Annotated in this window: 24 protein-coding genes and 1 pseudogene; 17 read left to right on the forward strand and 8 right to left on the reverse strand. The window is 34.5% G+C overall.

Features of this window, described 5'->3' with window-relative positions; all coding sequences use genetic code 11:
• The first annotated feature begins 67 nt into the window (after window positions 1-67).
• Window positions 68-388 carry a hypothetical protein gene (locus SUSAZ_00560; protein ID AHC52387.1) on the forward strand — a complete coding sequence of 107 codons (321 nt, stop codon included), beginning with the start codon at window positions 68-70 and terminating at the stop codon, window positions 386-388.
• 5 nt (window positions 389-393) lie between these two features.
• Here the strand turns inward: SUSAZ_00560 and SUSAZ_00565 are convergent, their stop codons facing one another.
• Window positions 394-1086: a triosephosphate isomerase gene (locus SUSAZ_00565; GenBank protein AHC50635.1), complete on the reverse strand. Its 693-nt coding sequence runs from the start codon at window positions 1084-1086 to the stop codon at window positions 394-396.
• Between the two features lie 13 nt (window positions 1087-1099).
• On the opposite strand from SUSAZ_00565, the gene SUSAZ_00570 reads away from it, so the two are divergent.
• A complete protein-coding gene (locus SUSAZ_00570; GenBank protein ID AHC50636.1) occupies window positions 1100-1645 on the forward strand; it encodes a nuclease in 546 nt (181 codons plus the stop codon).
• Here SUSAZ_00570 and SUSAZ_00575 read toward each other — a convergent pair.
• Both SUSAZ_00575 and SUSAZ_00580 read right to left on the reverse strand, forming a co-directional pair.
• On the reverse strand, window positions 1620-2342 hold the full coding sequence (locus SUSAZ_00575) for a hypothetical protein (GenBank protein AHC52388.1): 723 nt from the start codon (window positions 2340-2342) through the stop codon (window positions 1620-1622). The genes SUSAZ_00570 and SUSAZ_00575 overlap by 26 nt on opposite strands.
• Window positions 2343-2808: 466 nt before the next feature.
• Complete coding sequence (locus SUSAZ_00580; protein AHC52389.1) at window positions 2809-3246, reverse strand: hypothetical protein; 438 nt, start codon at window positions 3244-3246, stop codon at window positions 2809-2811.
• 327 nt (window positions 3247-3573) lie between these two features.
• On the opposite strand from SUSAZ_00580, the gene SUSAZ_00585 reads away from it, so the two are divergent.
• From SUSAZ_00585 to SUSAZ_00615, 7 genes and pseudogenes are all read left to right on the forward strand, one after another.
• Complete coding sequence (locus SUSAZ_00585) at window positions 3574-4539, forward strand: esterase (GenBank protein ID AHC50637.1); 966 nt, start codon at window positions 3574-3576, stop codon at window positions 4537-4539.
• 110 nt (window positions 4540-4649) lie between these two features.
• Window positions 4650-5882, forward strand: a pseudogene (locus tag SUSAZ_00590) (phosphate-binding protein).
• 156 nt (window positions 5883-6038) lie between these two features.
• Window positions 6039-6761 carry a phosphate ABC transporter permease gene (locus SUSAZ_00595; GenBank protein ID AHC50638.1) on the forward strand — a complete coding sequence of 241 codons (723 nt, stop codon included), beginning with the start codon at window positions 6039-6041 and terminating at the stop codon, window positions 6759-6761.
• Entirely contained in the window at window positions 6758-7591 is an 834-nt protein-coding gene (locus tag SUSAZ_00600; protein ID AHC50639.1) for a phosphate ABC transporter permease, read from the forward strand. The genes SUSAZ_00595 and SUSAZ_00600 overlap by 4 nt, the downstream gene beginning before the upstream one ends.
• Window positions 7588-7833 carry a hypothetical protein gene (locus tag SUSAZ_00605; GenBank protein AHC52390.1) on the forward strand — a complete coding sequence of 82 codons (246 nt, stop codon included), beginning with the start codon at window positions 7588-7590 and terminating at the stop codon, window positions 7831-7833. The genes SUSAZ_00600 and SUSAZ_00605 overlap by 4 nt, the downstream gene beginning before the upstream one ends.
• A gap of 127 nt (window positions 7834-7960) precedes the next feature.
• Window positions 7961-9073, forward strand: coding sequence for a transposase (locus SUSAZ_00610; GenBank protein ID AHC50640.1), 1113 nt, complete (start codon window positions 7961-7963; stop codon window positions 9071-9073).
• A 43-nt stretch (window positions 9074-9116) separates the two neighbouring features.
• Complete coding sequence (locus SUSAZ_00615) at window positions 9117-9668, forward strand: phosphate ABC transporter ATP-binding protein (GenBank protein AHC50641.1); 552 nt, start codon at window positions 9117-9119, stop codon at window positions 9666-9668.
• On the opposite strand, the gene SUSAZ_00620 is transcribed toward SUSAZ_00615, so the two are convergent.
• The gene (locus SUSAZ_00620; GenBank protein AHC50642.1) at window positions 9651-10112 is read right to left on the reverse strand and encodes an NUDIX hydrolase; all 462 of its coding nucleotides are present in this window, start codon (window positions 10110-10112) and stop codon (window positions 9651-9653) included. The genes SUSAZ_00615 and SUSAZ_00620 overlap by 18 nt on opposite strands.
• Window positions 10109-11425 carry a fumarate hydratase gene (locus SUSAZ_00625; protein ID AHC50643.1) on the reverse strand — a complete coding sequence of 439 codons (1317 nt, stop codon included), beginning with the start codon at window positions 11423-11425 and terminating at the stop codon, window positions 10109-10111. Before SUSAZ_00625 ends, SUSAZ_00620 begins: the two co-directional genes overlap by 4 nt.
• 121 nt (window positions 11426-11546) lie before the next feature.
• Here SUSAZ_00625 and SUSAZ_00630 point away from each other — a divergent pair, with 121 nt between their 5' ends.
• From SUSAZ_00630 to SUSAZ_00650, 5 genes are all read left to right on the forward strand, one after another.
• The gene (locus SUSAZ_00630; GenBank protein ID AHC50644.1) at window positions 11547-12143 is read left to right on the forward strand and encodes a beta-lactamase; all 597 of its coding nucleotides are present in this window, start codon (window positions 11547-11549) and stop codon (window positions 12141-12143) included.
• A 36-nt stretch (window positions 12144-12179) separates the two neighbouring features.
• A complete protein-coding gene (locus SUSAZ_00635; protein ID AHC52391.1) occupies window positions 12180-13466 on the forward strand; it encodes a hypothetical protein in 1287 nt (428 codons plus the stop codon).
• A gap of 91 nt (window positions 13467-13557) precedes the next feature.
• Window positions 13558-16017 carry an antibiotic transporter gene (locus SUSAZ_00640; GenBank protein AHC50645.1) on the forward strand — a complete coding sequence of 820 codons (2460 nt, stop codon included), beginning with the start codon at window positions 13558-13560 and terminating at the stop codon, window positions 16015-16017.
• A gap of 89 nt (window positions 16018-16106) precedes the next feature.
• Window positions 16107-18323: a tRNA(Met) cytidine acetyltransferase gene (locus SUSAZ_00645; GenBank protein ID AHC50646.1), complete on the forward strand. Its 2217-nt coding sequence runs from the start codon at window positions 16107-16109 to the stop codon at window positions 18321-18323.
• A 37-nt stretch (window positions 18324-18360) separates the two neighbouring features.
• On the forward strand, window positions 18361-19341 hold the full coding sequence (locus SUSAZ_00650) for a hypothetical protein (protein AHC50647.1): 981 nt from the start codon (window positions 18361-18363) through the stop codon (window positions 19339-19341).
• On the opposite strand, the gene SUSAZ_00655 is transcribed toward SUSAZ_00650, so the two are convergent.
• Window positions 19327-20052, reverse strand: coding sequence for an exodeoxyribonuclease III (locus tag SUSAZ_00655; GenBank protein AHC50648.1), 726 nt, complete (start codon window positions 20050-20052; stop codon window positions 19327-19329). The two genes, SUSAZ_00650 and SUSAZ_00655, sit on opposite strands and share 15 nt — an antisense overlap.
• Window positions 20053-20314: 262 nt before the next feature.
• Between SUSAZ_00655 and SUSAZ_00660 the strand changes: the two genes are divergently transcribed.
• Entirely contained in the window at window positions 20315-20575 is a 261-nt protein-coding gene (locus SUSAZ_00660; GenBank protein AHC50649.1) for an oxidoreductase, read from the forward strand.
• Window positions 20576-20640: 65 nt separating this feature from the next.
• Here the strand turns inward: SUSAZ_00660 and SUSAZ_00665 are convergent, their stop codons facing one another.
• Window positions 20641-21714 (reverse strand): hypothetical protein, encoded by a 1074-nt coding sequence (locus SUSAZ_00665; GenBank protein ID AHC50650.1) that lies wholly within the window; start codon window positions 21712-21714, stop codon window positions 20641-20643.
• Between the two features lie 184 nt (window positions 21715-21898).
• Entirely contained in the window at window positions 21899-22357 is a 459-nt protein-coding gene (locus SUSAZ_00670; protein ID AHC52392.1) for a hypothetical protein, read from the reverse strand.
• A gap of 243 nt (window positions 22358-22600) precedes the next feature.
• Between SUSAZ_00670 and SUSAZ_00675 the strand changes: the two genes are divergently transcribed.
• The gene (locus SUSAZ_00675) at window positions 22601-22984 is read left to right on the forward strand and encodes a TrmB family transcriptional regulator (GenBank protein ID AHC50651.1); all 384 of its coding nucleotides are present in this window, start codon (window positions 22601-22603) and stop codon (window positions 22982-22984) included.
• An 8-nt stretch (window positions 22985-22992) separates the two neighbouring features.
• Window positions 22993-23931, forward strand: a complete 939-nt coding sequence (locus SUSAZ_00680) for a hypothetical protein (GenBank protein ID AHC50652.1) — start codon at window positions 22993-22995, stop codon at window positions 23929-23931.
• The last annotated feature ends 1 nt before the right edge of the window (window position 23932 follow it).

Genomic DNA, 23932 nt, shown 5'->3' on the forward strand with positions numbered 1-23932 from the left:
ATGAAGAACCCAACCTTATCTGAGGTTATGATGACAGGTTGTTCGTCAGATCGATGTGATTTAAATGTTGTGTAGGGATATAGAATGCATAAAAGGTGTAGTTAGAAGAATTCTTGAGAAAGAAGGCAAAGATACTGATATAGATATACAGATAACCGACCTGCCTTATAATCAGCTCTCAGTGTTAGATGGCAAAGTAGTTAAAATAAATTCCTTACATTATGAAAGTATGTCTATACAGAGCGGAAATGAGTCACTTATCATGTCAACGTTCCTCATAATAGCTATATTAAAGGCAATATATGGGGATGATAAAGAGGTAAAAAGAGTACTTGAAACATACTTAGAGGACAACAATATTGCATCTAAAATGCTGGATATGTTATAATAACTTCATTCTCCTCTTTTCTCCATTGCTCTTATGGCGTTTCTTACAAAGTCCTCAACTACTTTTTCAGGCTCCTTTGCTTTCATTACTGCGCTAGCTGCACCTATACCATCAGCACCTAATTCTATTGCCTTAAAAACATCTTCTCCTGTTGTTATTCCAGCTCCTGCTAATAGGTAAACATCTTTAGTTTTCTTAATTTCCTCCACAGCCTTAGTTATAACTTCAGGTTTAGCCTTTGACACGGGAATACCTGTTCCTATTAGTTCTGGGGGCTCTATTAACACGGCGTTAGGTCTCAGCAACGCAACGGGCAAAACTAATTCATATCTGTCTATACACACGACACTCTCTAAATTCAGTATTCTGAATCTCTCTAATGACTCAGCCATTTCGTCTAATCTTATTCTCTTCTCGCTATGGTTAAGCAAAGATCCCTGTGCACCAGCATCCTTTATCATTTCAGGTAATATGGCTCCTGTTCTGGCACCCTGTTCTCCAGTATCAACGTGTTGGGCAAATACAGTTAACTCTGATTCCTTACTTATACGGTATATCATTGTAGCAGGAACTGAAACTATTATTTCGCTTCCATATTCTTTACTTACTTTTTCTATTTTCTTTGTTATTTCAATAGCTTTCTCACCATAGGAATTTTCATAAGCTTTATAATTAATTAAAATAATTGGCGGTTTCATGTCATACTATTGAGTGGGGGAATTCATATTGAAATTTTGTGGTATAGATTTAGCCGTAAAGCGACCTTCTACAATTGCCATTTTTGAAGATTCATTAATTCACGTGAGCGATGTTGTTTCTGATGAAGAGATTCTCTCGGGTTGTTCCGGTTCCAAAGTTACTGCCATTGACTCCCCATTATCTATGTCTAAGGGATTTAGAAAAGTAGATAAAATGATGATAAGAAATGGCTTTAGAGTACTTCCTCCAAGTTGGATGAAAGGACTAGTAGAGAGAGCAATCAGGTTGAATTCCGTTTTAAATTCAGAAGTAATTGAGACCCATCCGACATCATCTGAAAAGAACATTAATCTGAATTGGAGGGATTTTGGGGCTAAAAAGAAGGACGAAGTTGATGCGGTTATGTGTGCTATAGTAGCCTATTTTAAGCATAGTGGAAATATTCTGAAGGTCGAGGCTGAAGATGGAACCATTTATCTACTACCTAGAGGCACTCTTGTAATCGAGAAGAGAAGTGAAAACATTTATGAATTTAAAGATTTTTATCCAACTCTTTAATAAAGGTGTATAATCGCTGATACATTATTGTTATTACAATTATGGAGACCAATATTCCTAAATAAATGACATAGTAATTAAGTTGTGATATTATTCGTACTATATAGATCTCAAAATTGATCGTCATGAACACGTATATGATCCATAAAATAACTTCATTTATTCTCTTTTGTCCCAAGTTACTTAATCTTCTAGTTTCCTCTATTACAAGTAAAGCTAATGAAAACGGTACTAATACTGATATAAGCGGAGCTATGTAGATAAAAAATCTCGCAAAAGAAACTAAAAATATAAGAAGATAAGAGGCTGAGAATACTGTTATTAGTCCTATTAAAATAAACCTTAGTATAAAATTTGAGGTTGTATTTCTATTTAATTTAATCACTCTTGTAATTCTTTGCAGGGCTCCATCAATTCTATCTATCCTTAATTTTTCATATGTCTTTGATATGAGTCCTATTATTCTTCTTTCCCTAGGCACTGTTATACTGGTTATGGTCGATGACATCATGACTAAGAATGCGGATAAATTATATACTAGTGAGGTAATGATACCTTGCTGAAATGCGTTAAGTGCCACAATTATTCCTAGTTCGCTTAACGAAGTCATATAAATTCCTGATCTAAAGGCTACGAGGAAATTTGATCCTGTTAACCAGTATGAAGTACTGAATGATAAGTATTTAACTAGTGTCATAATTAATGATATTGGCACTAGTATATATAGAGCTGACAATGATAAATTTAGATAACTGCCAGCTGAGAAAAAGAAAAATATTAAGGAGAAATCAATTAATGGTGCTAATATCTTCGATACTTTCTTGGTATCTCTCAGTGCATAGGAAGCACCTAAACCAAGCAGAAAATTAGCTAAAGTTGATGGAATGTTGAATATCTGTCCAAGTAACGAGAAGCTTAAAACCGATGCTATACTAGAAACAATAATAGATTCTTCAGATGTATTTATACTTCTGTTTATTATTGTCCTAGAAACTAGATAACCAAGTCCGAGAGAGGCTAAGGATGTTGGTAATATTTCAACTATATTGGAATTCGACGATAATATAACGCCAAGAGCTATGAAAGTTATAACATCTTCTAATGATAAGACCGCTAATATGAGACCAAACTGTTTATCATCGATTTTATTTTGAATTAATTTATTAGGTAATTGTCGTGCTAGTTGTTACGCTTATTATTGTCAATATGAAGGTGTCATAAAAAGGCAAACCAATAATTAGTGAGATGATCGATATTATAGTAAATCCAACTATGTATTCGGTTATAGCTATTATAGTAGCCTTTGAAAGAATATTTTTCAACTCCCTTATGTCGAGTGAAATACCCACGTTAAAAGAGACTAAATTAATAGCCAACGTAGATAAAAAATTAAACAAGTCACTACCATAATCTAAGCCAAAACTCTTACCCAATAAACCAGCTATCAGATAAGCTGGAATAGGCGATATTCTAAACCTACTTAACGCGACTCCAAATATAGTTGCTATGACCAACGTTAATGTAATAAGAGTAAGTTGTGATTCCATTTTATGTTTAATCTCTAAAACAATGAATAATAAATCATTCCTAGAAATAGACACGTGAAGTGTGTAAGGAAAAACGATTATATGGATAGAAGATACAAGGTTTAAAATATATTATATCAAAAATTTATTTGTCAGGTTCTATCTTTTAACTGGGAATAAGAATAGATATAATATGTAATGGGTCAGGTAAATCAAATGTATTTATCATAGATTATATTCATGCATAGACGAATTTTAATTTCTTATGAAGAATTTTCCACCATATATAATTTCTGTTCACCCTTTAGAGAAAAGTATCATTTAACCCATTAAAACGACATGCGATAGATTGTCCTTCAATACACATTTTATTTACTAATCTAAATTTGATTCTGATAAGATTTGGTAGTAGTTAAAAGCGAAGTGATTGATAGCCAGTATCTCAAGAATAATCCATTGAATGATCCTTCATCAAGAAAAGTATATACACTGGAGGTGAATCCTTTTTCGTCTCCTACTTTGATTGTTTATCTCAGTGGTTTTCTATCATCATCCATAAGTTTATTGAATTATGATCCCTTAGTAGAAAATTTTGATCAGAAATTGACTAGGCTTAGTAAAGAGGGTAAAATAGACAACATGGTTGTTCTTTTACCAGATACCTTCACTTACGTTGGAGGAAATCAATATATAAATTCTCCAGCTGTTGGTCTCTACGAGGACTTTATTGTTAGGGAATTGATTCCGTATTTTAAGGACAAATATCACGCTCAGAATGTTGTATTGATGGGCAAGTCTTCTGGTGGATATGGTGCTATGGTATTAGGCATGAAATATCCTAGGATAGTTTCGGGAGTGGTTAATCATTCTGGCGATGCGTATTTTGAGTACATCTATATTCCAATGTTCCCTAGAGTTCTGAAGCACCTAAGGAAGTTTAGCTCTCCAAAGGAATGGTTGAAGCATTTTTGGGAGAGGTCTGACAGGAAAAGAAAAGATCTACTTGATACGCTAATATTAGTTGCAATGTCTGCCTTTTATTCTCCCCAGGATACGGATATATTGTTACCGTTTGAGTTAGAAACAGGAGAGATAAATTACAGTATATGGAATATGTGGTTAGAAAAAGATCCTGTTAGAATAGTGGATAAAATGTACGATAACCTGAGAAATCTTAAGTTGTTATACATAGATGTAGGGAATAAGGATGAATTCAAACTGGATATAGGTCTAAGGATATTGCATGAGAAATTAAACAAACATGGTGTAAATCATTTTTATGAAGAGTATGACGGTGGACATTTCAATATGAGTTTCAGATACGATATCTCTTTATCTTTAGTGTCAAGGGTGTTCAACAATAAATAGATACCATATATCTATATTAAGTATATAAATCTATTTAAATCTATGTAAAATAACTTATATATATAGAAAATCTTTTTAGAATACTAGTTGCTTAATTCAGTAGTAGAAGTATGATGAAAAGAGCAATTTCAACAGTTGGGTATATTGTAATAGGGATAATAGTTATAGCAGTTGTAATAGGAGGAATAGCGGTTTTTATGATGAATAGCAATAATTCTAATTCAACTAAAACTAGCATATCAAGTAATAACAGCAATAGTAATAGTTCACAAATAACACCTTCAACGTCAATAGCTAATATATTAGTCGCTGGTGGAAGTACATTTATTGCTCCTCAGATGCAGGGTTTGGATCAGTAATTTCGAGAATTCATATCCTAAAATACAAATAACTTATAATGCTGTAGGTAGCGGGCAAGGTATAAATAATTTCAAAAATGGTGTTTATGACATTGGTGCTACTGATGTACCTATTCCTAGTTATTTGTGGTCTCAAATAGTAAGTCAGAAAGGTCAACTATTAACGATACCTGATATAGTTGGAGGAGTTGGAATAATTTATAATATGCCTGGCTTTAATCAAAACATTAGCGGACCCTTAAATCTCACAGCAAGCATATTAGCCGATATATATTTAGGCAAGATAGTATACTGGGACGATCCTCAAATACAAAAGATAAATCTAAATTTCAAAATGCCACATCAAGAAATAATAGCTGTTCATAGATCTGACGGAAGTGGAACAACGTATATATTTACTTCATGGCTATATACATCATCTTCTGATTGGAAAAATAGCGGTATGAGTTATAATTTAACAATAAACTGGCCTATAGACAGTACAGGCAGAGGATTAGGGGAAAAGGTAGTTCAGGCGTTTCTTCAATAGTTAGGAGCACGCCATACTCCATCGGATATGTAGAGTTCCAGTATGCTATAGCTAATAATATTTATACAGCACAGATTCAGAACCCTTCAACTGGGCAGTTTGTTCCTCTCAACGCGAATACCATTTCCACCGCTGTGTCAAATGTTAACTTAAATTCATTGCCTCCACTTTCAGGTGATATATCAAATCTAACCTTTATGTTTCTTAATGTAAAAGCTAAGAACGCATATCCAATAGTATCCTTTTCTTTTCTTGTAATAAATAAAAATTATAATGATTTCAATAAGGCTGCTAGCATATACATTTTTCTGCACTATATATTTACGACTGGGCAGAATCAGATACTAAATGGCTATTTACCACTACCTAATAATGTAGATCAGTATGTTCTCAACACGTTGGATCAGATTACGTATAATGGTCAACCTGTCTATAAGATGTTAAGCGGTGTATAATGAATGTATAAAAAACTAGATAAGTTATCTTTAATTTTTATGTTCGCCTCAGGGTTAACGTTAGTTATTGTGCTAAGTCTAGTAGCGTTCTTAATTCTTAATTCTACTTATGCATTTCCTCTTTCGGGGAAATACTTAAGAGAGTATTGGCCAGCTATATATGGTACTATTATTGTCTCGATTATCGCTATTGTGATATCCTTGCCATTATCTATATTTTCCACTATATTTTTAGTGGAATTAGTTCCTCCTTCATTAAGGAATTTCTTAATCTCGATAAGTGACTTAATGGCATCATTTCCAACCATTATTTATGGTTTTTGGGGATTAATTAAGCTAGGACCTTTCCTAACTCAGTACGTCTTTTATCCAATGTATAAGTATTTAGGGTTTATACCATTCTTTTCGACTGCTCCTTTGGGGCCTAGCTATCTTTTAGCATCTATAGTCTTATCGATCATGATTTCTCCATTCGCCTCCTCAATTATAAGGGAAACATACACACAGGTTCCTAAGTATATTGATGAGTCTGTACTGTCTCTAGGGATGGGTAAATGGGGAAAGGTTATGATTAAATTGAGATACATCAGAAGTGGCATACTAGTCGCATTCACGTTAGCTTATGGAAGGGCTATAGGAGAAACCGTTGCAGTAGGATTAACGGTAGGTGGCGTCTTAAACGCTTCTATTAGCTTATTTTCACCGGGATATACTATTCCATCATTTATAGCAAACGTCTTCGAGGAAGCTTTCACTAAAACAAATGTATCTTCTTTTTTCATGTTATCGTTAATTCTTCTAGCTATAGGTCTAATATTTATTGTGATAGCCAAACTCCTTATTATACGCTCAGCAAGTCTGAGCAGGTGGATAAAATGAGATTAAAAGATCTTGCCCTATTTATCATAGCTCTAATATCAGTAATTTTCTTGTTTTTCCCGTTCTTTTGGGTTCTTAGTGACGTCGTAGTAAAAGGTATTCAGCCTATTTTGAACCAAGGTTTTAATTTTCTTATAAGTCCACCACCATTCACTAACGAGGGATTGGGAGGAATTGGAACAGTGCTTGAAGGTACTTTAATACTTGTGGTTGTTGCAGGATCTATATCTATTCCACTGGGCTTGATGACAGGTGTATTTTTAGGATTTTATCCGAATAACATAATTTCGAAAATAACTCAACAGCTGGTCGAATCGATTGTTGAATTTCCTACTGTGGTAATAGGAATTTCTGTGTTTGGAGTTCTAATACTTGATTTTGGATTTAAAATTAGTGTGGTAACAGGTTCTGTTGCATTAGCCATAATAATGCTACCTTATATTATAATGCAGATTAGTGATTCTATATATATACCTAGACAGATTTTAGAGGAGACATTATTCTCTTTAGGATTTAGTAGATCTAGAACTGTTCTATCTATAATTTCTGCTTCTAGAAGGGGTATCTTAACTGGTATATTATTGGGGTTAGCTAAAGGATTTGGTGAGTCTGCAGCTTTGTTGTTTACTGTGGCAACATCATTTAATTTATACTTTAGTGGTTTAGGAAACCCTGTAAGTGCTATACCTGTTCTTATTTATTTTTATGCTCAAAGTCCCTATTCTAATTGGCAAGAAGTGGCCTGGGGTGCATCCCTAGTTTTAGCTATCATTGTCCTTAGTATATTTGTTATATCTCGTCTACTCATAAGAGGAGGATTGGGAAAATGAATGATTCTGTGTTTGAAATATCTAAATTAAATGTATGGTTAAATGGCAAACATGTTTTGAAGGAAATAGATGAGGTCAGGATAACTAAGAATTCAGTGTTTTCCATAATGGGTCCTTCTGGCTCAGGTAAATCTACATTGTTAAAGACCTTAAACAGATTGATAGAATTAAATAATAATGTCAAAATAGAGGGTGAAATTTACAAAATAACGAAAGCCTCGCCCTTTATGGCGGGGATGTAGATTTAGAAGAAGGAAAAACCAGCCATTTATGGTTAGTAAAAGTTTTTTAAACTACTTGTTCATTCATGCTCTTGTGAGTAGTCAGGTTAAGGGGAGCAACTCTAAGCTCCCTCATGAGGGAATCGAGATCCAATCAACAGTCACGTTTAGGATCTCCCCCTCAGCCGGACTACTCTACCTAGTTTCGCGATACGGCAAAGCACTCGATTTCGTAATGGATTGGTTAAAGAAGAATAAGCCAGCGAAGAATATTGTAAAGCAAATACATCACGCCGTTTATCAACAGTTAAGAGAGAAGTTTAATTTACCCGGGAGAATTGCTCAAGATTGTTATAGGAACGCTGTCACAATCTACAATGGTTGGAGGAAAAATCCTAAGCAAGGTAATTTTCCAAAAATTAAGCGCTTCTCAGTGTGGTTAACGCATAGTCTGTCATATAGACTTGATCTTGAGAAAATGAAAGTTAACATAACTTCTGTTGGTGATCTTTCCATTATTGGTTATCCTAGAAACTATGCCTTGTATAAGGATTGGGAAATCAGGGAGGCTAGACTGAAGATAGTAAACGACAAGGTATTCCTTAAAGTGACTTTTAGGAAGGTAACTCAACCACCCGTAGCGTCTGATGGTGTTGCTGTTGACGTTAACATGGAGAATCTCACTGTAGGCAATGATAAAGAACATGTTATTATATCAACACGTCTTGATGATGCTAAACACTACAAGTCGTTAGCAGAAGGACTTCAGAAAAAGTATGGTAATAAGGTAAACACAGTTAAGAGGATACGCGAGAGGTACCTTTCTTTTCATAGGAAAGCCAAACGTGTCCTAGAGGATTTTGCAAAGAAAGCGGGAAAATGGGTAGTTGATATAGCTAAAATGTATAATGCGTCAGCAATCTTTATTGAGGATTTAAACAACATGATAAAGAATGTTGATAAGTTAGCCAAACCATTTCACGATAAATTGTATTTAATGCAGTATCGTCGTGTTCAATACTGGATTGAGTGGCAAGCGATAAAAAGTGGACTAAAGGTTGTTAAAGTTCCCGCGTTTTATACTTCTACTCGTTGTCCGAAATGTAAAGGTGAAATGAAGGAATATGCGTATAGGCAATTTAGGTGTGTTTTATGTGGTTATGAGGATGATCGTGATGTTATTGCAGTTATGAATCTTTATGGGAGGGGTTCTCTGAGCCTCTTGACTGCTGGGCAAGTGCGGGTCTCGACAGAGTCCTAATGCCCGGAACCCTCGCCCTTTAGGGCGGGGAGGAAGTCAGTTCATGGGGAATAATATTTTCGAGATGGATCAAACCAAGCTTAGAAGAGAGGTTGGAATGGTATTTCAGCAACCAAATCCATTTCCTCATATGAGTATATACGATAATATTGCTTATCCAGTCAAGGTTTTAGGCATAGCTAAGAAGAAAGAGGAGATAGACAAGATAGTCCTAAGTTCTCTCAAAAAAGTTAATTTATATGAAGAAGTAAAAGATAGATTAAAAGCTAAAGCGTCTGATCTTTCAGGAGGGCAACAGCAAAGATTAGTAATTGCAAGGTCTTTAGCACTTAGACCTAAGGTTATACTAATGGACGAACCAACATCAATGATCGATGTAGTAGGTGCAAGAAAAATTGAAGAGTTAATACTTGAGCTAAAAAAGGAAATTACAATAATTATTGTTACGCATACACCTCAAATGGCAAAAAGGATATCTGATTATGTATGTTTTATTTATGATGGTAAGGTGGTGGAGTGGGGGTCAAAATATGAGATATTTGATAACCCTAGAAATGAGCTCACAGTAAAATACGTTCTAGGTAAATTCGGTTAAACTTTTACATTCTCCTCCAAAGAATTCTTTCCAGTCTGAGCTAAAGTAAAACTTACAATCCACTTTTTCTCCTGCTAAGACTTTAGGTAACCATATCTTATCATCTTGCCACATTTCCTCGTATGGTGGTTCTTTGAGCCACATGGGTATAGCTTCCTCACTTGCCCTTGGAATTCCCTCAAATTCTGTTACAAGATATACATGCATTAAATATTTTTCCTGTCCGTAGAGAAATTCTATTTTACCTACTCTGTTGGACGAGAGAACTCTGATCCCCAACTCCTCATAAAGCTCTCTTTCGACGCATTCTCTGGGTGTTTCTATGTTCCTTAATTTTCCTCCAGCTGAATTTATATAACCTGTTCCAATCCCTCTTAACTTTCTAATTAAGAGTAAAAAATCTCCTCTTTTTACTACTCCTAGACATGTCTCCATGAATCTCACTTGGCGCTAAATCCTGGTTTCGTGAGTTTCTTGAGGTCTAAAATCTTGTCTATCTGTTCGTCGTTGTATCCGAGTTCCTTCAATGCTTCTCTTATAGATAGTCCTTTAGCTAATTTTTTACCTATTTCAGAAGCTTTATCGTAGCCTATAACCGGTGATACAATAGTTATGAGTGATGGGCTACTTTCAGCTAATCTTCTCATTCTCTCTAGGTTAGGAGCCATTTTATCGATTACTAAATCAGCAAACTTGTTAAGAGCCTCTGCCAGTAACCTGGTTTGTGTAACTACGTTATATCCAACTAACGGAATTCCCATAGACAATTCAAATTCACCTAGCATTGATGCAAATTGGTTTGCATGATCCAAACCTACCACCTGTGCAGATATCAGTAACGAAGCCTCAACCGTAACAGGGTTAGTTTTGCCTGGCATTATACTACTTCCTGCTATTTCCTCTTGACTAGGTAAATCTATTTCATTAAACCCTGTCATGGGTCCGGAGAACATCAATCTGATGTCTTGCCCTAGCCTGTAGAGATTTACTGCTGAAGTCCTTAGTGCTCCACTCAGTGTAAGTAAATCTGTGAGAAGTCGCATTGCTCTGAACTTGTTAGCAGGTTTAAACCCTAATCCTGTCTCGTTATTGATCTCGTCAATAACCTTTATCTGAAAATCTGGATGTGAATTAGCGCCTGTTCCAACAGCAGTTCCACCTATTGGTAGTTCTTTTACGTAATCGACGGTTTGCCTGATGTTCTCGAGATCATGCTTAAATGCATCTGAGTATGCAGAAAGTTCCTGACCGAGAGTTACAGGTAAGGCGTCTCTCAGATGGGTTCTTCCTGCTTTCACAATATCCTTATATTCTTCTGCTTTTCTGTCCAATGTATTTATTAACTTGGTAAGGGCAGGGATTAAGTTCTCTTCCACTTCAGCTGCAGCAGCTACTCTAATTCCAGTAGGTACAGTGTCGTTAGATGACTGACCAAGATTTACATGATCATTGGGATGTACATGTTTGTTAGCGATCTTGCTGGCTGTTTCTGCTATTACTTCATTAATATTCATATTAAGTCCAGTTCCTGAGCCTGTTTGAAATACATCTAAAATGATCTTATCATCATGATCTCCTTTCATCACTTGTTCAGCTGCCTCAATTATAGCTCTGCCGATCTCTCTATCAAGTAGACCCAAGTTCATATTAACTCTTGCACAGGCGTACTTTATTAGACCCATTGCCCATATTATTCTTCTTGGAAATCTTGTTCCTGTGTTCATAAACAGTTTTGGAGCTGTATCAGTGTATTTCATACGTTTCATTAATCTAAAGGGAATATATCCTTTGTGTTAGCAAACAGACTAACCAGGATAGATGGTTTAAGGGCGGTCATCTAGTTAGGATTTTATTTTGATTAATTTATTAGTATGATTGATGGTAACAGTAAAACGTTTTGAGATTGGAGATTATTTCACCAATTCATATTTGGTCATCGAGGAAGATGATTCAATACTCATAGACGTAGGTGGAGATCCCTCTGAGATCTTAGAATATATTAGAACTAATAATATTGATCTTAAGGCAATACTTGCAACACACGGGCATTTTGACCATGTTATTGGGGTTCCGTTAATTCAAAGACACTTTAAGGTTCCCTTCTACATGAGCAGAAAGGACGAAATAATATTAAGGTATGATAGTAGAACTAGAGAAATTAATGTGGACGGTGATCTGAAAGAAGGTGTTATTAATTTTGGTAAAATTTTGGTTAAAGTAATTGAAACACCAGGACATACACTTGGAAGCGTATCGTTTATGATTGAGGATAACTTGTTTACAGGCGATACTTTATTTAACGAGAACATAGGGAGATATGATTTAGGTGGGGACAGGGAATACCTAAAGAAAAGTTTACGTAGGCTGATGGATTTAGAGGATTTGCTTAACGTTTATCCAGGGCACGGATTCATTACTACACTAGGTTATGAAAAGTTAAATAATCCTTTCCTAAATGGTGAGATAGACTGGTAGGATTAAGTTTAAATTTCATTCTATTCATTTAGTTTTGTGTTTCCAGGAGTTTTCGAGCATTTACTATATCAATATACTTCTGCAATTCTCAGCGTTGCTTTCCTTATATTCAACGGTCTATTTGCTGTAATATATGATCCTAAAAAAGTTATAGGGATTAAAGGTAGCCCTGATTATACTTTTACAGACATAACTGTACTCATTCCTGTATATAACGAAGTAGAGGATATATTTAGAAAAGTAATCAAGTCGGTTTCTAGTATGGGTTTAAAGTTCGTAGTAGTAGGAGATGGTATTAATCAGCCTTATAGGGCAATTACAGAACAGAATGGTGGTATTTTTATACAATTGAAAGAAAGAAGGGGAAAGAGATTTGCGTTATCGGAAGGCATGAGATATATAGATACAAGTCTAGTGTTACTGCTCGATAGTGATACTTTTATAGATAAAAAATCGTTGGAAAGGATGCTAAGCTATATGACAGAAGACGTAGGTGGTGTTTCACCTAGCATAAGGGTCTGGAATAATGGAAACATATCATATTATTACGCTAATTTTTATGAGATTATGAGTGAAATAGTGAATAGAGCGACAAGTTATTTTGGAAGAACTATAATTCTCAGTGGACAATGTGTATTATATAAAACGTCAGCCATAAGGAACTATGTTATGTCAGACGATTTCACTAGTTCTAAGATATTCAATATTTCTTTGAAGATATCCGATGATAGAGATTTGACGGAATACATTATAGAAAAAGGATACAAGGCGATAAAAGCAATTGATGCAATTGCATATACAAAACCTCCAGAAAATTTATCACAGTTTGTGAAACAAGTAGTAAGGTGGACTAGAGCAAACTATCTGTTTTTCATACGATCATTAAGGGATGGAAGCTTAAATCTAAGGGGAAACCTATACGTATTTGACACCATATATATGAATCTTCTACCTATCTTAGTTGTATTCTCCCTAGTTCCTCTTCAATATCCTCATTTTGATGTATTTAGTATGCTTTCAGACTCCTTTACCTCTCTAGAAAGATTGAATATTGTTCAATTGATTTTAGGTGTTCCCATTAGAGCGCATTTACCTCCCTTTAATTTCGTTCTTGTATTTATTTTACCAAGAGTACTGAGTATTATAGGTAGTGTAACATTTCTATTGGTTATGATAAAAATTATGGAAAAAGAGAGGGGGAAAACTTTGATGTATGGTATTATAGCGTTAATTGTTCAGTCGCTAGCATCATTCTATTCCATAGCCAGTATATGGAAACAAAGTTGGTCTTCTAGAGAGAAAAACCGTAAATCCAAGAAATGAATAAAGTCTTTGTTGACGTTTTAAGGTTTTTGGTTTTGTTTCAGTATTTTTAGTACTAATTCTTTTAACTTAAGGTACATCCAGAATTAGTGTGGGAAAGGCACCGTTCATTACGTTCTTGATAATTGCTATTATACTTTCGCCAATAGTGTTGATGATTCAAAATAATTTCGTATACTCAGACTCTCCTTTCTTGACACCTCAATATTCCAGTGTAAGAGTCGATCAAATTTTAGTTAAAGATTTTAATTACTCGTCATATGACAATATTTACATAATAGCGTCTGGAAATTACTCGCAGATATTAGATAAACTAAACAATTCATTACGCTACCTCTCTCACGACTCTAAATTAATTACACCATACGAATACCTTAAAATGTTTAATGAAACATTACAAAATTATTCTAAACCGTTAATAGAAGAAATTTACACTAAAATATTACCACTCTACTATCTATATGGAAATCTTACCCTCGAGAAGTTAATTATTCTATCTAACTTTACGTATTTCACATACCAATTGAACGTAACTTATGGAATTCCTCAAGGTAAATTTAACTCTAATAGTACTCAGGCAGTACTTTTTAAACAAATCTTTTTGGCACAGCCTGGTTCATTTCTTGAAAAAGCCAGGAATGCTAGTCTATATGTTTTCCGTGATCCCTTTATATTATTATTTTCTTTCGCAAACTATAGTAACACATCACTTGCTTACAAGACTATTATGAATTTCAGTAATTACTCATATCTTATTTATTTATTAACAGGTAAAAGTATACCCGAGTCCGCCTTAGAAAACCCTTATGTATATGCAGAGAAGTTAGTTTTTAGTAAAGTCTATACTTTAAATCTATCTATTTCTAACTTTCATAAGGACAATCAGTGGTTATTCATAGTACAAGTTCCGTCAAACGAGAGTTTACAGAATATTGAGAAGTTTATCTCCAGCATTAATTACACAGTTACGGGTCACCTACCAGTTTATGCAGATTCTGCGTCAACCACGGAGTCAGATTTACGGGTAATTGATATTGTAACTATTTTACTGGTCGCAATTCTCTTATCTGTTTTAATTAGGGCATTAGTACCAATAATTCTCCTCATTATCAGTGCTGTTATAGGTTTGGAAATAGCATACACTGCATTATACATATCCACCTTTCTAGGTTATTCTATATACTATATTTCTGGTCTGGTTATTCCACCAATAGTGTTTGGGATTACCATAGATTACTCAGTACTATTTTTATATAGATATTTTGAGGAGGTATCTAAAGGCAGTACATTTCCATTAAATAAAGCCTATAGGAATGCTAGAAAAGCAATTCTCTTCAGCGGGTTAAGTATAGGCTTAGGTTTCTTATCATTTCTTATATCTCCTTCTCCTTTACTTAAAAATATAGGAATAGCATTAGTTATAGCTAGCTTATCTGCACTAATCCCGTCTATTCTCTTCATGAAGAGTGCTTTAAGTATAGTGCCCATTAAGTATTTGAAGTTTCCTAGAAAGCAATTACCAAGTTCCATTGATATAAGACAACAGTACCTTTCTAAAGTGAGTAGAAAATCAATAAACTATAGATATATTGTATTAGCCTCTATGATTCTTATTGCAATATTTAGTTATTTAGTTTTTATTCACGGGAGTACAAATGGTGACATAAGTGAGATTGTATCACCAAATAGTAAAGTGTTGGTGGGAGAAAAAGAGTTAAATAATTTCTTCAATTACAGTGTGGATTACGTTATAATAAAAGGGAATCCAAATCAGTCATACAGTCAAATCTACAGCCTATCTAAATATGTAATAGATAGAGGCGGCTTCATAATAGGACCAGCTGGTATAGGTAGAACTCTCTTAAATACTACCACAGAATTAACTAATTTCTTCTTCACAGGCAATTACACACTTGTTGAGATTTATATCCCATCTCCTGTGTTTAGTAATCAAGCCATAAACTTCACTGAAAACCTTATAAAGATGGGTTACCTTGTGGGCGGTGCTAATGCGGAGAGGGTAGATATAATTGACAATACTGTCTCGATTTATTACAGTTTTGTGTTACCTGTAACTATATTGATTATCACACTTTATCTTGGTCTTGTCTTAGGTTCTATTATAGTTCCCATAAGGCTTTCACTAACACTTCTTCTGAGTTCATTATTTGGTGTTGCTTTACTGCACATAATATTTGGTAGTGTGTATTGGTTATCTCCACTTATAGTCTTTGCCATAATGTATAGTTTAGGTATTGACTACGACATGTTCATAATAGTCAGGATCCTAGAGGAGGAGGGTAATGAGGAGGAGCGTATTGTTAAAAGTGTGGAAAGCACTGGTCTTGCAGTTACTGCTGCAGGTCTCATTTTAGCAGGTGCATTTATGTCGCTGATTGTGTCCAACATGAGATTCTTACAGGAGATTGGTTTAGCGGTTGGTTTAACTATATTGTTTGATACATTCATAGTTAGACCGATACTTGTACCGGCAGTTATGAGTATACTTAAAAAATATAATTGGTGGCCAACAACTAAAACCAAGAGCTAAAACTGGTGATGAGCCTTACAAGGGCTGAGCTATGATGTCCTGGATCCTTGCTGATAGTTTTAATTTTTAGCCGAATATTGTATATTGGATTGATAAATACTATCAATTTTAATGAGGAATTTAGAAAAGCTTTAAACTACAACTATAGGCTTTTGAGTATTCATCTAGGTAATTGGGAGAAATCAACATTTGATTTGTTGCAGGTCTATGAGGAATTCAGGAAACCTGAGAAAGCATTATATGCTTTTCACCCTTGGATAGAAGGTGCAAAAGATAGATTCTTTAAATTTAAGAAAAATATCCCCAATCTCCTTGATCTGGATTACAGTAACTACAACAAGATATTGGGAGGAACCTATGATGTAGTCATATTGGACTTAGTGGACGACTTTAGACCCAATTATATTTCTGCACTTGTGGATTTGGTGAGGGGAGGAGGTTTAATAATACTATATTCCGATGATCTCCAAAGAAACAAGCTTTACAAGAACTCCATCCAGAGAAACGGTATTGCGGACAGCTATTTTGAGGAGAGGTTTCTTAGAATGGCTAAGTCTTATCCTGGAGTATTTCTCTTCGTCAATGATAAGCTAGAAAGCTTTAACACATTTAAGACGGATCAGCTTTCTATTGCTAATTCCAAGTTAAACCCTAGAAAATCTAGGATTAATTATAAGTTGTACAGTCTATGTTTTACCGATGATCAGGCGAAGGTCTTAGATGAGTCTCTGTTTATCTTGGAAGAGGGAAGAAGAGTGTTAACCATTACTGCCCCAAGGGGAAGGGGTAAAAGTTCTTCTATAGGTTTATTTCTCTCACATTTGAGTACTCTTAACATCTCTTTAGATGTTATTATAACTTCTCCTTCATATTATTCTTCGATAGAAATTATTTCTTTTCTGATAAAGGGTTTGGATCAGCTGGGTAAAAGATATTCCATAACTAAGTCTAGAGAGGGCAAAGTAATGGGTATCATATCTGGAGCTTTAAGAGTAAAATGGTTAGCCCCAGATGTGGCAAAAGATTATCAAGGAGATATAATAGTAATAGATGAAGCTGCATCGATAGGCACTGAGACATTGGATTACATAGTTAGAAGTTGGGAGAAAGTAATTCTTGTGACTACGATTCATGGGTATGAAGGTACCGGCAAAGCCTTCTTAAAGTATCTTAATGCTCTTAGGGAGGATAAAAGTATAAAGTTTAAACACGTGACCTTAGAGAAGCCTATAAGGTATGCTAAGGGAGACCCAATAGAGAGATTTATATATGATGTCATGCTTCTAGATGTAGAACCAAAGAAAGAGAATGAAAACTTAGAGTTTACAGAAATAGATAGAAAAGAACTATTTGAAAAGGATCATCTATTAAGGCAGGTTTACGGAATTCTTGTCTCTGCCCATTATAGGAATTCCCCGGATGACTTAATGATACTAGGAGATCATCATTTTCAACGTATTTTTTCATTAGGAAAGATTGCAGTTGCACAGGTTATAGAGGAGGGTTCACTAGAAAAAGGAGAAATAGATAGAATTTTGAATGGTAGTGGATTAGAAGGACATCTGATTCCTTATAAGCTTACGCTATACGAGAGACTTCAGGAATTTGGAAAGTATAGGGGTTGGCGTATCATGAGAATTGCGGTTCAACCAGATGTTCAAAACAAGGGATTTGGTAGCAAACTATTGTGGAGTGTTGTTGAGAGAGGTAAAAGAGAGGGTATTGATTGGATAGGCGCATCCTTTGTGGCAGATCATAGAGTAGTGAAATTCTGGCTTAATAATGGTTTCACTCCTGTACATTTATCTAGCAGAAAAAATGAAGGTCTTAACGGATATTCTATTGTAGTACTTAAAGCCTTGAATGAGGCTGTAGAGCCAATAATTAACAGATTATCAGTATTACTCAGGTTTAAGATTCTGCATACTGCTCACCAGTTATATTTTAATGTTAATCCCCTTTTGCTCTCAAAAATCCTGAGGGGTATTAATATTGACAGTAAATCATCTAGCTATCCTGTAAGTTTTCCCAAGGAGTATTGTTATAAAATAGAGTCTTATTTGAAGGGAATACTGGAATATAATAGTGTTGCAGATGGTATTCACGCTGTTACTCAGTATTATTTTCTTGATCCCGATCACTTCTTAGAAGAAAGAGAGGAAGCAGTTTTAATAGCTAGAACACTTCAGGGCAAAAGCTGGTATCATATTTCATTAAGTACTGGAATAGACAGGAGACTAGTGGAAGAATATATGAGATCTTCTATAAACAAAATATATATGAAATACTGTGATAGAGTGTTATGATAAGATTTATTTCATTCTGAAGTGATATTAAGTCTCAATGAGACTCATATCTAAACTAATATTAATTTATTTTATTATAGAATTAGCTATATTTGTTGGTGTTTCCTCAATACCTTATAATAATCCAGCCTTAGTGCAGGAGTACAACTCAATGGAAAGTGGAATTTATTCCATGCCATACTTTAGTCAGGTAAATGAAATATTCTCTCATAACCTTTTAATTGCCACAATAGATTTTATCCCTGTAATCGGTGCGATATTCTTTGGTATATCTATTGGTCAGACCGCATATTTACTAAGCGTAGTTGCTACCAGCCGGAATGTGCCATCCTTTTTAGTTGCAATAGCACTTTTAACACTTCCTCACTCTGCTGTCGAATTACCAACTTATGCAATAGCAGTGGCTGCTGGTACGTATGTTATTGTAAAACGAAAGGATTGGAAAAGATATCTTCTCATGTATCCACTTATCCCTATCGAACTTTTCCTAGCTGCTCTTATTGAGTCTGCAATAATTACATTTTCAGGATTTAACCCATATCTATTGTGGCCTGCATCCATAGGGTCGTTACTTTTAGTATATTTTCTCTATCAAAGGATTCAGAAGTTTGCGGAATCATTAATTAAAACACAAAATATGCAACCTGTCTCAGCTGGAACATCAGCTTTAGGAAGTGTTCCGATCTATGCCTCTTATTATAATAATTTTAAGAACGTTATGTCACAGGCTATTCAGTACGAAGTTAGATCTGATTTCACTAATGCTGTTAATAATTACTGGTTAGCTGTGATCTTTCTCATAGACGCTATAGCAACAAAAATGAATATGCCTTATTACACGAAACAAGATTTGGATAATGTAATAAGCTATCTATCTCAGAGAGAGCCTGGATTATTTGACGACTATAATAGAGCTTTTCAGTACAAACTGAGTAATGACATACCACAGTTTCTACAGACAGTCAAAATTCTTATTCCTAGACTAGATAGGATTTACATAAGTTTACAGAATTTCTAAATAAACAGGATAATGGTCTGATCCTTCTATTTTAATTATCTTACTATCCTTAATCCTATCCTTAATTTCACTAGATACGATACAGTAGTCTATTCTCATTGCTTTCCATTTCTCCAAGTAACTTTTCCAGGAATATTCTATTTTATTTCCGTTTACAAATCTATAAGAGTCAACAAAATCTGTGGATAATATTTTGTTTATCCAACCTCTCTCCTCACTCGTTAACCCGGGTTCTTTCTCGTCCCAAAAAGTTGAATCTATTTTGTCCCTTGCCACATTTAAGTCTCCACAAAGTATTACTGGCTTTCTCCTTCTCAGTTCTAGCATAAACTTCTCGATCTCCAAATCGAATTTAATCTTATAATCTAGTCTATTCAGATCATCTCCTGCCCTTGGAAAGTAGGCATTTATGATAAAATAATCATCGAGTTCGATCGTTATCACTCTTCCCTCTTCATCAAACTCATTTATGCCTAGTCCCTTGATTACTGATACTGGCTTAATTTTGGAGATAGTTAGGACTCCGCTATAGCCTTTTTTCTTTGACGGAAAGGGAAATAAATTACTCCCACTTAGAGCTATATCAAGTGGTATTTCATTTGTCCTAATTTCCTGGAGCATGGTTATGTCATAATCATTAATTACCCGTTGTAGGGCTCCCTTACGCAATATTGCTTTTATTCCGTTTACATTCCATGAAAGTATTTTCATTGGTTGAAGATTTTATATAAGGACTTAAAAATGGTTAGGTAATTGCGCATAATTTAAAAAATAAACTGAGTAAGTGAGGCCTCACTTGTAAATTTGGCAAAACCTTAAGGATATAATTTCTATTTAATGTCGGGTTGGAATAAAAGTAGGTAATGTAGTAAGTTTAAGTATTTTCCACAAAGTTTATCGTTTAATGACCTGAAAATATGTGAAAAAAGTTTTGTCTAAAACTTTTTAGTTACGCCTTTATTCTGTTATAATTATGGTTGAAGTGATTGATGCAACAAAATTGGAATGCCCTGAGCCATTTATGAAGACAGTAGCAAAGTTAATGGGTATGAAGGAAGGGACTGTAAAAGTGATGTTTAAGGACCCTAAATGTGTGGACATGATAGTTGAAGCAGTGAAGCTGATGGATTGCAATGTTCTTGAAAATACAAAACAAGGAGATGTTTTCAGTATAACCATTCAGAAAACTAGTTCTAGTAAAACTCCAAAAGAGATTAAAGCCAGTGGTTGTTAGAAAGGTTTCAAAGAAAAATAGTATATATTTTTAGGTTTATAAAATATAATATTAGTAAAAATTTTTTATTGTCTTATAGATTTCCCTAACTCTTCAGCTAGTTTCAGTAATGCACCCATAGTATATCCAACATCTTTGTTATTTAGAGCACCTATCAGACCAAAAGTCCCAACTGGCTTTACTGAGGGTAAATCGTTGACCCAGGCCTTAAGTGCAACTCCGAATTTTTGTGTAAATAACACTAGTCCATCTACTACTTGAGGATCACTGAACACTTCCATTACCTTTAGTAGCCTGTCTAATGCACCAGTTTTTTGTAAATATGTGAACCTTTCAAATAGTAAAAGTAAGGAGTTTATGTCAAGTTGTGATATTGTTCCAATTACTTTTTCACTGGTGAGTTGTTTGAACAATGGTGATAACGATGTTAGTGCATTTATTGTGGACTCTAAGTCTATTGATTCAAGTAATTTAATGGTTTTCTCACTGGTTAGTTTTTCTATTACTGGCCATATTGCTTGTATTTTTGCTATTTGGTCCATTCCAAAGGATACAAGGGTATTTATAAGGTCGGATTTTTGAACAGCGTCTATAAGGTCTACCGCCTGTTGAATAAGGTTTATCATTGCATCTAGTTGACCCTTTTTCTCCATTTCATCAACTAATGACGCCGTCTTATTGAGTACTGGTGCTAGCTTTTGAACGGAGTCCATTAATGAGTCTAGGTTAAGACTTTCAATTGTTTTAATTGTCTTATCATTTGCTAGCTTCTGGACTAAAGGTAAATATTTTTCAAGCACGTTTAGAAGATTATCCACATCTAAGGTCTGATAGAAAGTTAGGGCTCTCTCACTGGTTAGTTTTTCTATTACTGGCCATATTGCTTGTATTTTTGCTATTTGGTCCATTCCAAAAGACATTACCGCATTGATCAGATCAGCCTTTTGAACAGCATCTACCACTTCAACAGCCTGATCCAACATGCTTAGCATTGTATCTAACTGACCCTTCCTATCCATCTCATTTAGTTTTTCCGTGAGTTTTTCTATAGTAGAAAGCGAATCGACCAGTTTTGATATTCTTTGCATATTTTCAGGCGAAACAAGCTTTTCTAACGGATCTTCAAACATCTGAGACAACTTTAATCTCCATATGTTTATTTGTATGCCATTTTATATCTTTTAATACAAATCTATGTGGAATTTTCGATATTTCCGTTTTCGTATAGAGTAGTGTTCGCGTACATTTGTATCCTTAACTATTCTAGTCCGTATGTAATACTCTAAATTTTTCCAGCAAACTCAACTTATTAAAGTTAAATATTCAATGCGTAGATTCAGTTGTTTTCTTTTCTTTCATCAATCTCCTAAGCCAATTTAACACTTCCTCGTCATTATTATTTGATAAGTATTGTAGGTATCTTTCTAGGAATAATTCGTAGGAATTAACGTTATACGTTTCCCTTATCCCTTTTAATGACGGAATCCTGCCGATCTTAAACGTATATGATGTGTTTTTCCTCTTGGTAAACGTAATAACGGTAGTAAGTTTATCTGTGATTACTATTCTGGCTATTATATTACTGAGAAAGGATAATGAGAATATAGTCTCATCCTTATTGCATGTAAATACGACGTTGTCATCAAATACTTTTAGTAAATTTTTCTCTTTTTTCTCCTTTACTATTACGTATCCCTGTTTTTCCAATTCCCTCTTTATCTGCTCTACATCTCTACTCTTCATCAATTCTTTTTCTTCAACCAGTATCCCGGGAAAATACACATAAATTAATAGCCACGGTTGTTTTTTTATTTATCTATACATATTCACATGAAAATTATTGTGAATAATAAGGTATTCATAAATTTTCTTTTTTAAACAATTTAAACTATCCCTATACCTTAAAAAAGAGAAAAACATACAAATGATAAATATGTATGTATCTCGATTTACTTTTTAATGAAAAGATTTAAATATGAGTATTTAAAATGAATTAATATGGAAATGGGATCTAGTAGATTTAATATTGAGTTTGAGCCAGCTAAAGTTAGACTACCATCTGGAAAGGAAATAAGATTAATTGAAGCATTGAAGTTCTGCTATGACATATCAGATACAGATTTTCAGGTATTAAAAGCACTAATAGGAAGTGATGGAAAAAATGAGGACGATTTAGCACAACAATTGAAATTATCTAAAGCCTCCATAAACAGGAGTGTAAATAAGTTAGTTTCTTTGGGTTTTGTAGAGAGGATGAAGGACGTATCCTCCAAGGGAGGTAGACCAAAATATATTTACAGAAGTATACCAGTTGATAAATTGATAGAGAGAATCACAGAGGACTTTAAACGATGTGCTGAGCTATTCGGAGCAGTTTTACCCAAAGAATTAAAGTTTAGCCAGCAATGATTTAGCATGTGAAGATATTAATCACAGGTTTAGGATTTATTTCAACAAATGTAGCTTACTTTTTATCTCCGAAACATGACATAAAAATTACTTATAGGAGCCTTAATCCTGTTAAAGAGTTATATACTAAGATCCTAGAAGAAAAAGGCGTAGAGACAACAAAACTTGATGTAATTAATGAAACACAGAAATTGGAGGAGTTAGTAAAATCCAACGATCTAGTGATAAATTTCGTGGGAGATATTCAAGGGGACGAGAAAGTATTGTACACGGCTAACGTCGAAGTTCCATCAATTATAGCGCAGGCGTCCAAAAAGTACAATAAGGTTATGATTCATGCAAGTGGTTCTACATATGGTGTAACAGGAAAAGTAAATATTGAAGAACATCATGGTGATGGTTTAAGCCCATCAACTGCTTTTGAGAAAACTAAGCTACAAGGTGAGAAAGAGATATTGAACATACTGGGTAAGAATGCCATTATACTAAGACCTACACTAGTATACGGGAGATTTAACGCTCATGTACAGTTCGTCACAATCTATAAGTTAGTTAAGCTGGGAATAATTCCGAAGCTAGAAATACAATTTCAACCTGTTAGTGCTAGATACATGGCTTTTCTCATTGACTCTATAGCTAATGGTAAACTTCCCTCCAGAAATTACTTTTATGCTACTGAATGTTCCCTTGTAAAGTTATCTGAATTCTTCCAGATTTATGCCTCAGCAATTAACAAGAAGGGTATACAAATTCCTATACCGAATAAGTTGGCCGAAATTGCTTTGCCTAAAGAGGTTAAGTCCTTATTAAAATATGCCGGAACGGTCTATGATTGTAGGGTAATGAAGGAATATATTTCCAATATGGAGTTTGACAGGGAAGAAGTTATTGAAAATGCTAAGTTTCTCTTAATGTTAGATAAAAATAAAATACTGATTCCCACGTAAA

The organism is Sulfolobus acidocaldarius SUSAZ (assembly GCA_000508305.1).
In the GTDB taxonomy this organism is placed as follows: Archaea; Thermoproteota; Thermoprotei_A; order Sulfolobales; family Sulfolobaceae; genus Sulfolobus; species Sulfolobus acidocaldarius_A.

Bases quoted from the DNA above. Each gene is read 5' to 3' on its own strand.
- SUSAZ_00565 (AHC50635.1), bottom strand. From the start codon at position 1,086: ATGAAACCGCCAATTATTTTAATTAATTATAAAGCTTATGAAAATTCC.
- SUSAZ_00575 (AHC52388.1), bottom strand. From the start codon at position 2,342: ATGACACTAGTTAAATACTTATCATTCAGTACTTCATACTGGTTAACA.
- SUSAZ_00600 (AHC50639.1), top strand. From the start codon at position 6,758: ATGAGATTAAAAGATCTTGCCCTATTTATCATAGCTCTAATATCAGTA.
- SUSAZ_00605 (AHC52390.1), top strand. From the start codon at position 7,588: ATGAATGATTCTGTGTTTGAAATATCTAAATTAAATGTATGGTTAAAT.
- SUSAZ_00615 (AHC50641.1), top strand. From the start codon at position 9,117: ATGGGGAATAATATTTTCGAGATGGATCAAACCAAGCTTAGAAGAGAG.
- SUSAZ_00625 (AHC50643.1), bottom strand. From the start codon at position 11,425: ATGAAATACACTGATACAGCTCCAAAACTGTTTATGAACACAGGAACA.
- SUSAZ_00630 (AHC50644.1), top strand. From the start codon at position 11,547: ATGGTAACAGTAAAACGTTTTGAGATTGGAGATTATTTCACCAATTCA.
- SUSAZ_00650 (AHC50647.1), top strand. From the start codon at position 18,361: ATGAGACTCATATCTAAACTAATATTAATTTATTTTATTATAGAATTA.
- SUSAZ_00655 (AHC50648.1), bottom strand. From the start codon at position 20,052: ATGAAAATACTTTCATGGAATGTAAACGGAATAAAAGCAATATTGCGT.
- SUSAZ_00660 (AHC50649.1), top strand. From the start codon at position 20,315: ATGGTTGAAGTGATTGATGCAACAAAATTGGAATGCCCTGAGCCATTT.